Below are 15,120 nucleotides of genomic sequence, written 5' to 3' on the forward strand. Positions count from 1 at the left end.
ATGTGATGATGGTGAAATCACCATCATCTTTAAAGGTGCAAGATATCCTTCACAAACGGAATCGTCAGCTTGCGCTGAGCAACTATCGAAGCATGATCTAACTGGTTCAATGTCATAAACAGAGTTCGCATTTCTCTGTCCAGCCTTTTCAGTAAAAAACGCCCCACATCTTCCGGCAATTCAAAACCGCGTAACTTTGCCCGCAGTTGCAAAGCTTGTAATTTCTCATCGTCGGAAAGCGGTTGTAACTTATAAATTTGCCCCCAATCCAAACGGGAAGCCAAATCAGGTAGCATAAGATCAATTTGGCGAGGCGGACGATCCCCACTGATCAGCAGACAAGTACGACCAATCTCCAGAATACGATTATAAAGATTAAAAATCGCCATTTCCCATTCTTCATCACCCGCAATACATTCAATATTATCGATACAAACCAGTGATAAATGTTCCATGCCATCAAGTACTTCTGGGATAAAATAAGCACGTTTATCCAGAGGAACATAGCCCACAGCTTCATCTTTTAAGGACAATTCAGCACACGCGGCATGCAATAAGTGACTTCGTCCCCCACTCTCACGGGACCAGAAATAAATATAGCTGCCATGCTGCTGACTAATGGCCAATTTGATTGCAGCTAACAGGGTAGCGTTCTCCCCCGGAAAAAAACTGGCAAAAGTTTCGTCATCGGGAAGATATAAAGGTAATGAAAGCTGCGACGGTGTGTTCAGAAGCGCCTCAAACAGAGCTGGTAACAAACGCAAATAAGTTTATCACAGAAAATAGTTGTAAATGAACTGTATAGGTAAATAATAAAAAAACTATTTTTAAGATTCAACAAGTTAAATCCGTTTCAGAAGCAGAACCTTCTAATAAAACACAGCATTTCACTATAAATAGCTCATATACAGAACAATCTACAAGCGTCTGTGAAATATCTCGAATGCTAAGAATGACAGAAAACAGGGACGGTTTAAATTTTGAGCTTGATACTATTTCAAATAAAAAACCAGATAACAGGTTGTCTAGTTCCTGGAAAATCAGTGTAGTCGCTCTTTACTGATGACAAAGAGACGATGATAGTGGCAATCCTTATCATAACCCCAGCAATAATCAGCCCATGTTATATAGAAGTCATCCCATGATGAAATCAAATTTAATAGACGCTCCTCTCTGGTACCATCAGAAACGTATACATAATATCCATCAACGTTGACAGCCCAAGCGATCATACGTTCCCAAAACCTGCGCCCATCCGATGTTCGATCGCTGTCAGACACAATAATAGAGTAATTCTCAAGGAAGAATCTGAAAAACTCTTGTGGCAAGCTTCTCACTGCCCCATCATGTTGAGGAAGAACTGTGCGCCATACCAGTATTTGTGTGCATGTTTTTTTAAATGGAACAACATGTTCCATAAATTCCAGTTTCACAGCGTAGACCGTCTCAGGCATATCTGCGTCAGTCACTAACCTATACTGATTGCCAGAAATAGATGCCAGTAAGCGATAACCGTATGGTGTAACAAATCCAGGCAAAGAAAAATCCCTCACTCCACGCTCAATAAAAGCCTGAGTATGCGCTACATTTTTCTCCGTCATGTTAAGCTTAATATTGAAATCTGCTTGTGGGATAAGTGCTGGCATTTTCTCTTCTACTGTATCATTACTCATCGTCTCCTCCAGTGGTTGTCGGAGCTTCTGGCAAGAAGGCCAAAAATCTTAATTCGGCATCGTTGTATAATTACGGTTGTCTAACGCGCAGTGTATTAGCAAAATGATGAATGATCAACGTTCGTTTGACGAGAAAACAAACAGCTCACCTTTATTCAATGAAACCAGAAATCTCTCTATAACACCCTGTATAACTTGACACTATTATTCTATCTGCATACAGATGAAGATCACATTTCACTCCCATCTGTCAACATATTCTTATCAAGATGCGAACAAAATCTCAGCAAGTTTAACATAAGTTGCTAGTCTTATAAAAAGTGAGAGTGCTTCCATTGGCTACTATCCCATTAATTAGAAACGACATAATAACTAGAGGCTAGGTCATGAAAAAAATCCTATTGTGTTGTGCTGCCGGAATGTCCACCAGCATGTTGGTACAACGTATGCAGGCAGAAGTGACAAAACGAGCATTGAACATTGAAATCAAGGCCGTACCCACCGTTGAGTTAGAACATCTAATAACCGATGCCGACGTGGTTTTACTTGGTCCGCAGGTAAGATACCAACTGGCCCATTTCTCCGCTATCGCCAAACCACTTGGCAAGCCAATAGACGTTATTGACATGATGGATTACGGTGCTCTTCGTGGTGACAAAGTTCTCGATAAAGCATTAAGCCTATTGGAATAATCAATTTCATCATCCCGACGGAGTGCCCTATGAGCCTCTATACTTCTTTTATGCACGTCGTAGAAAGTCATATTGCTCCACTTGCCGGTCGAATCGGCAGCCAACGGCATATTATTGCGATACGTGACGGCTTTATCTCAGCTATGCCGTTTTTGATCATCGGCAGTATTATGTTAATTGTGGCAAACCCTCCATTCGATTCACAGACTTCATCATCATTCGGTCAGGTTTGGTTATCCTTTACCAGAACCCACTGGGGAACTATCACCATGCCTTACTTTATGACGATGGGACTAATGAGCGTATTCGTTTCGGTCGGCACGGCTTACAGCTTGGCTAAATCCTACGGCATGGACGGATTAACTTCTGCTTTACTATCACTAATGGCATTTCTGCTAGCGGCAGCACCACAGGTAGAAAACAAAATAGCACTCGACTTTCTCGGTGGCTCAGGCGTATTTACTTCGTTGATTTGCGCTGTCTGGTCCGTTGAACTGACGCGTTTATTAAAGAAATATAACATCACTATCCATATGCCAGCACAAGTGCCACCAGCGATTGCCCGCTCTTTTGAACTTCTATACCCAGTTATAGGTATACTGTTGACGGTTTATCCTGTCAGTCTGCTATTGCAAAGTGAATTCAACCTGCTCATTCCTGCCGCTATAATGCAAGTGTTTCAACCTCTCATTTCCGTTGGTGATACTCTGCCTGCCATTATGCTAACACTGCTGATTGCTAATCTGCTGTGGTTTGCCGGCATTCACGGCGCTAACATTGTCGTTGGCCTGCTAAGTCCTATCTTTATGGCAAATATCGCCACCAATGCGGCATTAATGGCTCAAGGAGTTGCTGCAACACAAATTCTCACCGATCCTTACTGGGCATTTTATGTGTGTATCGGTGGCTCCGGTTCTACGCTAGTTCTGGCTATTCTTTATCTGCGTAGTCGTTCTATACACTTACGTACTATCGGAAAGTTGAGTGTGGTTCCTGCCATATTCAATATTAACGAGCCGCTGTTATTTGGTTCACCGATTGTTATGAATCCAAGCTTATTGATTCCACTACTGATTGTGCCGTTGGTTAATGCCGTATTGTCCTACAGCGCTCTGCATCTCGATTTGGTACAAAAAATGGTCGCCATTTCCCCCTGGACTACACCTGCTCCACTTGGCGCACTGATTTCTACCGCCTGGGATTACCGTGCGGCAGTACTAGTTATCGTGCTAATAACAATCGATCTGTTTATCTGGTATCCCTTCTTCAAAATTTATGAAAAGCAACTCGCCAATGAAGAAGCTAAACAACAAGAAAGCACGGAATCCATTGAAGTAAAAACTCGATCTCAACCATAATCGGAGGATTCACACATGGATTTGGAACAAACTATCGTAGAACTGCTGGTTCATGCCGGGAGCGCACGCAGCCATGCGCTGATGGCATTACAACATGCCAGAAACGGTGACTTTCAAGCTTCACAAACACTGATGGCTGAATCCCAACAGGCAATCAAGGAGGCGCATGCTATTCAAACTACTCTAATCGGATTGGATGAAGGCTGCAGTAAATTGCCTGTCAATCTCATCACCATCCATGCGCAAGATCATTTAATGAACGCGATGGTTATTCAGGATCTTGCCGGCGATATGATTGAACTCTACCGCCGGATGCCATCACAGGAGGAAAAAATATGAAACAAATCAAAATAGCCGTTATCGGTGGCGGTAGCAGCTACACACCTGAGTTAGTAGAAGGACTCATTCAACGCAACAAAAGCATTCCACTCTCTGAACTGGCATTAGTTGACATTGATGGTGGAAAACAGAAAGTAGAAATTATCGCTGCACTTACCCGTCGTATGCTAGCCCATCATGGCCTGGAACACGTTATCGTCAGCGTACATTTCACACCGGATAATGCAATTCGTGGCGCCAGTTTTATTTTGACTCAATTGCGTGTCGGCCAGCTTCCGGCACGTGCTATGGATGAACGTCTAGGGCTGAAATATGGCTTAATCGGTCAGGAAACGACAGGCGTAGGTGGATTTGCCAAGGCGCTGCGTACCATCCCCGTTTTGCTGGATATCGCCCGTAAAGTTGAACAACTTGCGCCAGATGCATGGATTGTTAACTTCACTAATCCGGCGGGGATCGTCACCGAAGCGGTTTCCCGTTACAGCAAAGCAAAAATTATCGGTCTGTGTAATGTCCCGATCACCATGCACCATATGATTGCCAATATGCTGCAACACCCTTATCAAGATGTACAATTACGTTTTGCAGGGCTTAATCATATGGTTTGGGTACACCAGGTACTGGTTTCAGGGCGGGATGAAACGCATCGGGTACTTGATATGTTATGCAACGGTGTGGCATTAACCATGAATAACATTAAAGAATCCCCCTGGCCCCCACCATTACTCAGAGCATTAGGCGCAATCCCCTGCCCTTATCATCGCTACTTCTATCAGACCCGCAGCATGTTGCAGGAAGAACGCGAAGTCGCCGCCAAACAAGGCACACGGGCAGAACAAGTCATGAAAGTAGAACAGGAGCTGTTTGAACTGTATGCCGATCCAAACCTTGCTCACAAACCAGAACAGCTCAATTTCCGCGGTGGCTCATTCTATTCTGAAGTTGCACTGGATCTGATGTGCGCTATTCACAACAATCTTGGCAGCCAACTGGTGGTTAATACCCCTAACCACGGTGCTATCCGCGGCCTGCCGGACGATGCCGTCATTGAAACCAACTGTATCATTAATGCAGAGGGTGCCCACCCGCTGACATTTGGCCGCCTGCCTGACAGTATGTACTCTCTGACCCAACAGATAAAAACCTTCGAGCGTTTGACGATTGAAGCAGCAGTTCATGGCGATCGCAACGCGGCACTGCGGGCATTGATCACCAACCCACTGGTTGCCGATGTAGATATTGCTTCACCGCTTTTGGATGACGTATTGGCGATAAATCGTGATTATCTGCCGCAATTTTAATGAATAATTTGTACCTGGTTGAATAACCTGAAACCAGAACGAGCATAAAATTAAAGAGATATCAGTTATTAGTAACTAAAGGACTAATACTGATATCCTTTAATCGTAACTGACCTTGTAACCTCTTTTTTTGCGGCGTAACACGCATTTATTTCTCCTGCTAAGTTTGAACAGGAAAGTCTGCATTATAATACTGCTATGAAATCAATTGATTGAAGAATACTGAAAATATAAAGTTTCAACATATTGAAACTTTGGGAAAATCTATGCCTTTTAAAATAGAAAACCTCGGTTATGGCGAAGCGCATATCTCAGACTTTGAGGTGTCTAGCATGGAATACACCTTGATTATAATGGAAATTATCTCAAAGGGAGATTCTTCTGTCGTTTTGCCTGAAAATTACAGACTCGACCGGGGCAGTTGCTTTGAAGTTTCATTTGATGCAAAAAACAATTTAGATAATAACACGCTATTTGAGAGGTACCCTACAAATAACCATCATCAGATGATAGGAATTATGTCCGAAGTTGAAAGGTTGATTAATGAGCACTATAATGCGACTAGCCCTAGTGGATACATTTTGCTAGCCACAGATGAGCGACTAAACAGGGTCTATAAACGATATATTAATCGATTTGTGACACAAAGCGGCTTTACCATGACAGACAAGTTAGATCCAAACGGGAGGGGCTATGTCATACATACATAACGAACAAGCTGAAAAAGCAAGCCTTGAATTCGAGAAAGCTGTAGCTAAAAAGGCTGAACGTATGAGAGCTGCTTACAACGCCCTAAAGAAATCCGAACAAGAGGGTACTGTCCGGTATCTCAGTGAAAAGCAGAACTGGTACGTAGTCCGATAAACATTTAGAAAGGAGCCTTTCGCTCCTTTTTTCCTCTATTAACGAATGTGCCGTAGGTAGGTTTACGTCTATAAGTTATTACTTTAACAAGTATATTATACTAAGTATTTCTTGGAAGCATTTATAAAGATAATAGATTCAATAATCCATTTATAGAGGTATAGAAATGTGTACTCAAGCAATTCATCCCCGCCCTCCCTGATTAAAACCATTCAACGCAGGGAAATGAATCGAACTTATTACTTCAATGACTTATCGCGCTTAACAGATTCAATTGAAGACTCAATATATTGTTCTTCAGGACGAATAATACTAATCAAGCGGAAAATCAGACTCATACCAATACCCACAATAGTTGCCAGCGCCATACCTTTAAGTTCAGCAACGCCAATATTTATTTTCGCGCCACTGACACCAATAATAAGAATAACGGAGGTCAGAATTAGATTCTGTGCTTTATTGTAATCCACTTTGGAATCAATCAACACCCGAATACCTGATGCTCCGATAACCCCATAAAGCAACAGTGAGACGCCGCCCATTACCGGAACCGGCACGGCCTGAATTGCTGCCGCCAGTTTACGACGCAGGAGAGCAGAATCGCCAGGATTGCGGCACCACCAATAACCCAAGTGCTGTAAACCTTGGTAATTGCCATGACACCAATATTCTCACCATAAGTCGTATTAGGCGTTGAACCAAAGAAACCGGAAATCACGGTTGAAAAGCCATTTGCGAACATAGAACGATGCAAACCAGGCTCTTTCAACAAATCTTTCTTCACAATATTAGCGGTTACAACCAAATGACCAACATGTTCTGCTATAACAACCAGTGCCGCAGGCAAAATCGTCATAATGGCAAACCATTCAAACCGTGGTGTGTAGAAAGTAGGCAATGCAAACCACGGGGCTTCACGTACCGGTGTCAGGTCAACTTCCCCCAACAAAAATGCCAGTGCATAACCCACCAATACCCCAATCAGAATCGGGATGATAGCCAGGAATCCACGGAACATAACCGAACCAAGAATGGTTACTGCCAGCGTGGTCAGAGAGATTATCAACGTTGTTGTATTAACATCAGCACCTTCCGCTGAACGCAAACCCGCCATATCAGCCGCAACACCAGCAAGCTCCAAGCCGATAACGGCAACAATGGCACCCATTGCCGCAGGTGGAAACAGCATATTAATCCAACTTCGCCCTGCCACTTTCACAATCAACGAAACCAGACAAAACAGCACGCCGCATACAATAAAACCACCCAGAGCCAATTCATATCCCAGTGGCAACAACAATAAAACCGGCGAAATAAAGGCGAAACTAGATCCCAAATACGCCGGAATTTTTCCCCTACAGATAATCAAATACAATAATGTACCGATACCGTTAAATAGCAAAATCGTCGCTGGGTTGACTTTAAACAGAATCGGCACCAATACCGTCGCACCAAACATAGCAAAAAGATGTTGGAAGCTCAGCGGAATGGTCTGTAAAAATGGAGGCCGTTCATCTACCCCAATAGTGCGACGGGTCATTTATTTATCCTCTTAATGCGTCACGAGCCAAAAAAAAGCCGACTCAAAAGTCGGCTATCTAACTTATTATTTCGTACCAAATATTTTATCGCCTGCATCCCCCAAGCCGGGAACAATATATCCCTGTTCATTGAGCCTCTCATCAATAGAAGCGGTATACAGTTCTACATCCGGGTGAGCTTTTTCTAGCGCTGCAATACCTTCAGGTGCTGCAACCAGAACCAAAACTTTAATCGACTGGCAACCTGCTTTTTTCAGTAAATCGATAGTTGCAATCATGGAACCACCGGTTGCCAACATTGGGTCAACCACCAGAGCCATGCGTTCATCAATATTGGAAGCAAGTTTTTGAAAATAAGGGACGGGTTCTAATGTTTCTTCATTGCGGTAAACACCTACGACACTTATCCGGGCACTCGGGACATTCTCTAATACCCCATCCATCATCCCCAACCCCGCACGCAGAATAGGCACAACTGTTATTTTTTTACCTTTAATCTGTTCAACTGCTACCGGGCCACACCAGCCATCAATAGTGACTTTCTCCGTTTCTAAATCAGCAGTTGCTTCATAAGTCAAAAGGCTTCCAACTTCTGCGGCCAGTTCACGAAAGCGTTTAGTGCTGATATCATTCGCTCGCATCAGGCCGAGTTTATGTTTAACAAGAGGGTGTTTCACCTCAACGATCTTCATGGACCTCTCCTACTGTATGTCATGTCACCGGCAGACAAAAAAACCGCGAGATTATACCCTCTTTTACCCATAACACCACTATCAATCTGTTGATTTTAATCAAGCACAAACCCTTTGTTACTTTTTTCTCTAATAATTGAGATCCTGAACAAGGGTCTCGCAAACGTTTGCTTAGACTGATAGAATTGCTAATGCTCTATCATTAATTTATCAAATGCAACCGCCTTGGGGACTTCGCAGTGACCAACAAAACCTCTCTTAGCTATAAAGATGCCGGTGTAGATATTGACGCTGGTAATGCCTTGGTAGACCGTATTAAAGGTGTTGTAAAACAGACCCGTCGTCCAGAAGTCATGGGGGGGTTAGGTGGGTTTGGTGCTTTATGTGCATTACCACAAAAATACCGCGAACCCATTCTAGTTTCCGGTACCGACGGTGTTGGTACTAAATTGCGTCTGGCAATGGATCTCAAACGCCATGACACTATCGGCATTGATTTAGTTGCAATGTGCGTTAATGACCTGGTTGTCCAGGGCGCAGAACCTCTATTTTTCCTTGATTATTATGCAACTGGGAAACTGGATGTTGATACAGCATCCAGTGTTATCACCGGTATCGCAGAAGGTTGTAAATTATCAGGCTGCGCTCTGGTGGGCGGTGAAACCGCAGAGATGCCTGGGATGTATCATGGTGAAGACTATGATGTTGCTGGCTTCTGTGTTGGTGTCGTTGAAAAATCAGAAATCATTGACGGCAGCAAAGTTCAGGCGGGTGATGCCCTGATCGCCCTGGCCGCCAGTGGTCCACACTCAAACGGCTATTCTCTGGTACGCAAAATTCTGTCAGTCAGCAATACAAATCCAGAAGTAACGGAGCTTGAAGGCAAACCACTGGCAGATCACCTACTTGCCCCAACAAAAATTTATGTTAAATCCGTTTTATCCTTGATTGAAAAAGTTGACGTTCACGCTATTGCTCACCTAACGGGTGGCGGTTTCTGGGAAAATATTCCGCGTGTCCTGCCTGAAAATACCCAGGCACAGATTAATGAATCCAGCTGGCAATGGCCGGCAATATTTGACTGGCTGCAACAGACTGGTAATGTCAGTCGTCATGAAATGTATCGTACATTCAACTGCGGTGTCGGGATGGTGATTGCATTACCACAAACAGTAGCAGAACATGCGGTTGAATTGCTCAATACGGCTGGTGAAAAAGCCTGGCAAATCGGCTCCATTGCTGCACTGAAAGAAGGTGAACAACAGGTTGTTATTAAATGAAAAACATCGTTGTATTAATCTCTGGCAACGGCAGCAATCTCCAGGCGGTGATTGATGCCTGTCAACTGAATAAAATCAGTGGGCGGATTTGTGCCGTATTCAGTAATAAAGCAGGCGCTTACGGCTTGTTGCGAGCTAAACAAGCAGATATCCCAGCCCATGTCGTCAGCCCCAAAAACTATGCAGATCGTCAAGCCTATGATGAAGCATTGAAACACGCCATTGATCAGTATCAGCCAGATTTAGTCGTTCTCGCGGGTTATATGCGCATTTTGACACCTGAGTTCGTTCAACACTATCTTGGTCGCTTACTGAATATCCATCCTTCCTTGTTGCCCAAATACCCCGGCCTGCATACTCACCGCAAGGCGATGGAAAATGGTGATACCGAGCACGGGACTTCGGTCCATTTTGTGACAGAAGAGCTGGATGGCGGCCCAGTGATCCTGCAAGCCAAGGTTCCTGTTTTTGCAGATGATCAGGAAGAGGACGTTATTAAACGGGTTCAGACTCAGGAACACAATATCTATCCATTAGTCATCAACTGGTTTGTCGAAGGACGCCTGAGTATGATCAATGGCAAAGCGTATCTGGATGGAAATTCTCTTCCCCCACAAGGTTACGCCGCAGAATAATCTATTTATTAACCGCTAATTACAGTGCTGTGGTAAGATACCCAGCACTGCGAACTATATTAACAATACCCTTTTATTAAAAACACCGAGGTGTCAAATGTCTGGTGGCTCTCATACTCCACCTGTCAGGTTACGTCCACTTGAGCGGGAAGATTTGCCTTTCGTCCATCAATTAGATAACAACGCCAGCGTGATGCGTTACTGGTTCGAAGAACCTTATGAAGCTTTTGTTGAACTGTGCGATCTCTATGACAAACATATTCACGACCAAAGCGAACGCCGGTTTATTATCGAAAGTTCTGATTCTAAAGTTGGGTTGGTCGAGTTAGTCGAAATCGACTATATCCATCGTCGGTCAGAATTTCAGATAATTATCGCGCCAGCTTATCAGGGCCAGGGGCATGCGACTAAAGCGGCAAAATTAGCAATGGAATACGCATTTTCCGTGCTTAATCTGTACAAACTCTACCTAATTGTTGATAAAGAAAATTCCAAGGCCATTTATATCTATAATAAGCTAGGTTTCTGTATTGAAGGCGAATTAATAGATGAATTCTTTATTAATGGCTGTTATCGCACAGCGATTCGCATGTGTATTTTCCAACACCAATATTTTGCATCTAAGGAGGGTGAAAAAGCCTGAACCAGCGGTTAGGCGCAAGATTTTAGCAACTGGCAAGCGAGTAAATTTCAATACTTTTACCTGAACACCGGAGTAACAATGTCCCAAGACAGGCTCTATACCGAGAAAGAACTTAGTTGGTTATCATTCAACGAACGTGTGCTTCAGGAAGCGGCGGATAAGAGCAATCCATTAATTGAAAGGATGCGGTTCCTGGGTATTTACTCTAATAATCTAGATGAATTCTACAAAGTCCGGTTTGCTGATGTGAAACGACGAATCCTGATTAATGAAGAACGGGGATCAGCGACTAGCGCCCGGCACGTACTGAAAAAGATTCAAACCAAAGTGGCCAAAACCGATCAAGAATTCGATGTGCTCTATAACGAGTTATTGCTGGAAATGGCCCGCAATCAAATCTTCCTGATCAATGAACGGCAGATTTCACCTAATCAGCAAATCTGGTTGAGGCAATATTTCCGTCAACATCTGCGACCACATATCACGCCCATCTTGATTAACCCGGAAACTAATCTGGTTGAATTCCTAAAAGATGATTACACCTATCTGGCGATCGAGATTATACATGGTCAAAATACTCAATATGCATTGCTAGAACTACCATCAGATAAAGTTCCCCGTTTTGTTAATTTGCCGCCCGAAATGCCACGACGACGCAAGTCAATGATTTTATTAGATAATATTCTACGTTACTGTCTTGATGAAATTTTCAAAGGATTCTTCGATTATGATTCACTAAACGCCTATTCAATGAAAATGACTCGCGATTCTGAATATGATTTGGCAACAGAAATGGAATCTAGCTTGCTTGAATTGATGTCATCCACATTGAAACAACGACTGACTGCGGAACCGGTAAGATTCGTTTATCAGCGAGAAATGCCAGATGAAATGGTGGAATTACTGCGTAAAAAACTTGGTCTATCGAATGATGACTCTGTAATTGCTGGTGGGCGCTATCACAATTTTAAAGATTTTATTAAATTTCCCAATGAGGGGAATAAAAACTTACTAAATAAACCACTGCCGAGATTACGTCACATCTGGTTTGATAATTTCCGCAATGGTTTTGATGCTATCCGTGAACAGGATGTTCTACTCTATTATCCCTATCATACCTTTGAACATGTATTAGAATTACTGCGCCAAGCTTCTTTCGATCCGAGTGTACTTTCCATCAAAATCAATATTTATCGGGTCGCAAAAGATTCTCGCATTATTGATTCAATGATTCATGCTGCTCATAACGGTAAAAAGGTCACCGTTGTTGTTGAATTACAAGCACGGTTTGATGAAGAGGCTAATATTCACTGGGCCAAACGGCTGACCGAAGCGGGAGTACATGTTATCTTCTCCGCACCAGGACTAAAAATTCACGCAAAACTATTTTTTATTTCCCGTATCGAAGGCGAAGAAATTATTCGTTATGCCCATATCGGTACCGGTAACTTTAATGAAAAAACAGCTCGTCTTTATACAGACTATTCCCTGCTGACAGCAAATCCGAAAATCACCAACGAAGTACGCCGAGTATTCAATTTTATTGAAAACCCCTATCGTCCGGTTAAATTTGAAAACCTGATGGTTTCACCACAGAATTCTCGTGCCATGCTCAACCAACTTATTTCACAAGAAATAGAAAATGCCAGAGCAGATAAACCTGCGGGTATCACATTAAAAATCAATAATCTTGTTGATAAAGAGCTGGTAGACCGTCTGTACGACGCTTCCGAAGCGGGTGTAAAAATACGCCTGCTGATACGCGGTATGTGTTCGCTAGTACCAAATCAGCCGGGATTTAGCGAAAACATTCAGATTACCAGCATTGTTGACCGTTTCCTTGAACATGATCGAGTTTATGTATTTACCAATAACGGAGATGAAAAAGTCTTTCTCTCCTCTGCCGACTGGATGACCCGTAATATCGACTACAGGATTGAAGTTGCTGTCTGTCTGCTCGATCCACAATTGAAACAACGCGTATTGGATATTCTCGAATTGCAATTTAATGATACGGTGAAAGCCCGTTATGTCGATAAAGAATTGAGCAACAGTTATGTGCCACGAGGCAATAAACGGAAGATCCGCGCACAAATGGCTATTTATGACTACATAAAATCCCTCGAACAACCAGGACCAAGAGCTTAATTTATGCCGCTAACCCACGATAAGCCCACGCCCAGACCAATGGAAATTGCAGCAATCGATTTAGGTTCAAACAGTTTCCATATGGTCATTGCACGAATTGTTAACGGTGCCTTGCAGATTCTTGGCCGCTTAAAACAACGTGTCTACCTTGCTTACGGCCTTAACCATAAAAATGAATTAAGTGAAGAAGCAATGGAACGCGGCCTGGCTTGCCTTGCGCTGTTTGCTGAACGGTTACAAGGTTTTCCGGCTGACAACGTTTGTCTGGTAGGGACCCACAGCTTACGTGAAGCCAGTAACGCAAAAGAGTTTATCAAACGGGCAAAAGAAGTTATCCCCTACCCGATTGAAATTATTTCCGGCCATGAAGAAGCCCGTTTGATCTATATGGGAGTGGAGCATACTCAACCAGAACAAGATCGAAAACTGGTGATTGATATTGGTGGTGGTTCCACAGAATTAGTGATCGGTGAAAATTTTGACCCCTTATTGGTAGAAAGTCGCCGAATGGGATGTATCAATTTTGCTCACCAATTTTTTCCTGATGAAGAAATCAGTGCAGAAAGATTCCGCAGAGCACGGCTTGAAGCAGCTCAAAAACTGGAAAACCTCTCATGGCAGTACCGTATGACAGGCTGGAATTCGGCACTTGGAGCATCCGGGACAATTAAAGCGGTTTATGAAGTACTAGTTGCAATGGGAGAAAAAGACGGATTAATCACACCAGAACGACTAGAGATGCTAGTCAAAGAAGTTCTTAAATTCAAAAAGCTTAAGACCCTCAGTCTGCCCGAATTATCTGATGATCGTAAACAGGTTTTTGTTCCCGGTCTGGCCATCTTATGTGGTGTATTCGATGCCCTGCATATAAAAGAATTACGGCTATCAGATGGCGCTCTGCGCGAAGGTGTTTTATATGAAATGGAAGGTCGCTTTCGCCATCAAGATATTCGCCGGAGAACCGCAAAAAGCCTGGCTGAACACTACAATATCGACAGAGAGCAGGCAAAGCGTGTACTTGATACGACAGAAGTGCTTTACAAACAGTGGGCAATCCAGAATTCAAAACTAGTGCAACCTCAACTTGAGGCTATTTTACATTGGGCAGCAATGTTACATGAAGTTGGGTTAAACATTAACTTAAGCGGATTACAGCGGCATTCTGCTTACATTCTCCAACATACTAATTTACCCGGCTTTAATCAGGAACAACAATTGCTGCTGGCGACACTGGTTCGCTATCATCGCAAAACAATAAAACTGGATGATTTACCAAAATTCAATTTATTCAAGAAAAAACAATATTTGCCATTAATTCAAATCCTGCGCCTGGCCACTTTACTTAACAATCAGCGCCAATCCACAACAACCCCTAAATCACTCAGACTGGCGACTGATGATAGTCATTGGACACTCTATCTACCTCACAATTATTTATCAGAAAATACCCTGATGCAGCTTGATTTAGAAAAAGAGCAGGACTACTGGCACAATGTTACTGGCTGGCAACTAGAAATAGAAGAAGAATCAGCATAGTGGTCTAAATCTATGAACAAAAAGAAACAATCTCAAATTACCAAACTAGTTTTACTTATCAGTTTCCTAATTTTATTCGGTCGTTTTATTTATTCGCCTATTGCAGCATTGGATCATCATCAGAAAAATAAACAGACTGTAACAGAGAAAATTGCATAAAAAGATCTTCGACAGCATCAGCTATCACATCCTTTTTTTGTAGTAAATCTAGTGAAAGACCGATCTTACCCAAAAAATCACCTAAATCATGGCATTTTTCAGGGGCTACATATTCTTCACAAAATGACTTCTGTGTAATATCAGGAATAAATTTTTTAATGAAATGATAACTCAATCCAGAATCAAGGTGCGTATGTAACTCTACTTTTTTCAGTAAATTAGGATTAAAACTCATCTTTTACCCTCTATATCATTAAAA

General features: G+C 42.8%; 15 protein-coding genes and 1 pseudogene. 11 read left to right on the forward strand and 5 right to left on the reverse strand.

Annotated features, from left to right (window positions below; translation table 11 throughout):
* Window positions 1-29: 29 nt before the first annotated feature.
* A complete protein-coding gene (gene hda, locus C5469_RS04115) occupies window positions 30-746 on the reverse strand; it encodes a DnaA inactivator Hda (RefSeq protein ID WP_054476297.1) in 717 nt (238 codons plus the stop codon).
* 294 nt (window positions 747-1,040) lie between these two features.
* On the reverse strand, window positions 1,041-1,673 hold the full coding sequence (locus tag C5469_RS04120; RefSeq protein ID WP_166302692.1) for a hypothetical protein: 633 nt from the start codon (window positions 1,671-1,673) through the stop codon (window positions 1,041-1,043).
* A 386-nt stretch (window positions 1,674-2,059) separates the two neighbouring features.
* Here C5469_RS04120 and C5469_RS04125 point away from each other — a divergent pair, with 386 nt between their 5' ends.
* The 6 genes from C5469_RS04125 to C5469_RS04150 all read left to right on the forward strand — a co-directional run bounded on the left by C5469_RS04125 (window position 2,060) and on the right by C5469_RS04150 (window position 6,227).
* Entirely contained in the window at window positions 2,060-2,365 is a 306-nt protein-coding gene (locus C5469_RS04125; protein WP_166302695.1) for a PTS sugar transporter subunit IIB, read from the forward strand.
* A 29-nt stretch (window positions 2,366-2,394) separates the two neighbouring features.
* Window positions 2,395-3,723 (forward strand): PTS sugar transporter subunit IIC, encoded by a 1,329-nt coding sequence (locus C5469_RS04130; RefSeq protein WP_166302699.1) that lies wholly within the window; start codon window positions 2,395-2,397, stop codon window positions 3,721-3,723.
* A 15-nt stretch (window positions 3,724-3,738) separates the two neighbouring features.
* The gene (locus C5469_RS04135) at window positions 3,739-4,062 is read left to right on the forward strand and encodes a PTS lactose/cellobiose transporter subunit IIA (RefSeq protein ID WP_166302702.1); all 324 of its coding nucleotides are present in this window, start codon (window positions 3,739-3,741) and stop codon (window positions 4,060-4,062) included.
* On the forward strand, window positions 4,059-5,363 hold the full coding sequence (locus tag C5469_RS04140; protein WP_166302704.1) for a 6-phospho-beta-glucosidase: 1,305 nt from the start codon (window positions 4,059-4,061) through the stop codon (window positions 5,361-5,363). The genes C5469_RS04135 and C5469_RS04140 overlap by 4 nt, the downstream gene beginning before the upstream one ends.
* A gap of 212 nt (window positions 5,364-5,575) precedes the next feature.
* A complete protein-coding gene (locus tag C5469_RS04145; protein ID WP_166302707.1) occupies window positions 5,576-6,073 on the forward strand; it encodes a hypothetical protein in 498 nt (165 codons plus the stop codon).
* On the forward strand, window positions 6,057-6,227 hold the full coding sequence (locus C5469_RS04150; protein ID WP_166302710.1) for a hypothetical protein: 171 nt from the start codon (window positions 6,057-6,059) through the stop codon (window positions 6,225-6,227). The genes C5469_RS04145 and C5469_RS04150 overlap by 17 nt, the downstream gene beginning before the upstream one ends.
* Window positions 6,228-6,466: 239 nt before the next feature.
* Here the strand turns inward: C5469_RS04150 and uraA are convergent.
* A pseudogene (uraA, locus tag C5469_RS04155) lies at window positions 6,467-7,767 on the reverse strand (uracil permease).
* A 66-nt stretch (window positions 7,768-7,833) separates the two neighbouring features.
* Window positions 7,834-8,460 (reverse strand): uracil phosphoribosyltransferase, encoded by a 627-nt coding sequence (gene upp / locus C5469_RS04160; RefSeq protein WP_166302713.1) that lies wholly within the window; start codon window positions 8,458-8,460, stop codon window positions 7,834-7,836.
* Between the two features lie 239 nt (window positions 8,461-8,699).
* On the opposite strand from upp, the gene purM reads away from it, so the two are divergent.
* From purM to ppx, 5 genes are all read left to right on the forward strand, one after another.
* Entirely contained in the window at window positions 8,700-9,740 is a 1,041-nt protein-coding gene (gene purM, locus C5469_RS04165) for a phosphoribosylformylglycinamidine cyclo-ligase (protein WP_166302716.1), read from the forward strand.
* Window positions 9,737-10,375 carry a phosphoribosylglycinamide formyltransferase gene (purN, locus tag C5469_RS04170; protein ID WP_166302719.1) on the forward strand — a complete coding sequence of 213 codons (639 nt, stop codon included), beginning with the start codon at window positions 9,737-9,739 and terminating at the stop codon, window positions 10,373-10,375. The genes purM and purN overlap by 4 nt, the downstream gene beginning before the upstream one ends.
* 97 nt (window positions 10,376-10,472) lie before the next feature.
* Window positions 10,473-11,018 (forward strand): spermidine N1-acetyltransferase, encoded by a 546-nt coding sequence (gene speG, locus C5469_RS04175; protein ID WP_166302722.1) that lies wholly within the window; start codon window positions 10,473-10,475, stop codon window positions 11,016-11,018.
* 78 nt (window positions 11,019-11,096) lie between these two features.
* Entirely contained in the window at window positions 11,097-13,166 is a 2,070-nt protein-coding gene (gene ppk1 / locus C5469_RS04180; protein WP_166302725.1) for a polyphosphate kinase 1, read from the forward strand.
* A gap of 3 nt (window positions 13,167-13,169) precedes the next feature.
* Window positions 13,170-14,702: an exopolyphosphatase gene (gene ppx, locus C5469_RS04185; protein ID WP_166302728.1), complete on the forward strand. Its 1,533-nt coding sequence runs from the start codon at window positions 13,170-13,172 to the stop codon at window positions 14,700-14,702.
* Between the two features lie 97 nt (window positions 14,703-14,799).
* Here the strand turns inward: ppx and C5469_RS04195 are convergent, their stop codons facing one another.
* Entirely contained in the window at window positions 14,800-15,096 is a 297-nt protein-coding gene (locus C5469_RS04195; protein WP_207628723.1) for an amidohydrolase family protein, read from the reverse strand.
* Window positions 15,097-15,120: the final 24 nt, after the last annotated feature.

Origin of the sequence: Photorhabdus cinerea (genome assembly GCF_011189575.1) — a bacterium.
GTDB classification, from domain to species: Bacteria; Pseudomonadota; Gammaproteobacteria; order Enterobacterales; family Enterobacteriaceae; genus Photorhabdus; species Photorhabdus cinerea.

Bases quoted from the DNA above. Each gene is read 5' to 3' on its own strand.
- C5469_RS04120 (WP_166302692.1), bottom strand. From the start codon at position 1,673: ATGAGTAATGATACAGTAGAAGAGAAAATGCCAGCACTTATCCCACAA.
- C5469_RS04125 (WP_166302695.1), top strand. From the start codon at position 2,060: ATGAAAAAAATCCTATTGTGTTGTGCTGCCGGAATGTCCACCAGCATG.
- C5469_RS04130 (WP_166302699.1), top strand. From the start codon at position 2,395: ATGAGCCTCTATACTTCTTTTATGCACGTCGTAGAAAGTCATATTGCT.
- C5469_RS04135 (WP_166302702.1), top strand. From the start codon at position 3,739: ATGGATTTGGAACAAACTATCGTAGAACTGCTGGTTCATGCCGGGAGC.
- C5469_RS04140 (WP_166302704.1), top strand. From the start codon at position 4,059: ATGAAACAAATCAAAATAGCCGTTATCGGTGGCGGTAGCAGCTACACA.
- C5469_RS04150 (WP_166302710.1), top strand. From the start codon at position 6,057: ATGTCATACATACATAACGAACAAGCTGAAAAAGCAAGCCTTGAATTC.
- upp (WP_166302713.1), bottom strand. From the start codon at position 8,460: ATGAAGATCGTTGAGGTGAAACACCCTCTTGTTAAACATAAACTCGGC.
- purN (WP_166302719.1), top strand. From the start codon at position 9,737: ATGAAAAACATCGTTGTATTAATCTCTGGCAACGGCAGCAATCTCCAG.
- speG (WP_166302722.1), top strand. From the start codon at position 10,473: ATGTCTGGTGGCTCTCATACTCCACCTGTCAGGTTACGTCCACTTGAG.
- ppk1 (WP_166302725.1), top strand. From the start codon at position 11,097: ATGTCCCAAGACAGGCTCTATACCGAGAAAGAACTTAGTTGGTTATCA.
- ppx (WP_166302728.1), top strand. From the start codon at position 13,170: ATGCCGCTAACCCACGATAAGCCCACGCCCAGACCAATGGAAATTGCA.
- C5469_RS04195 (WP_207628723.1), bottom strand. From the start codon at position 15,096: ATGAGTTTTAATCCTAATTTACTGAAAAAAGTAGAGTTACATACGCAC.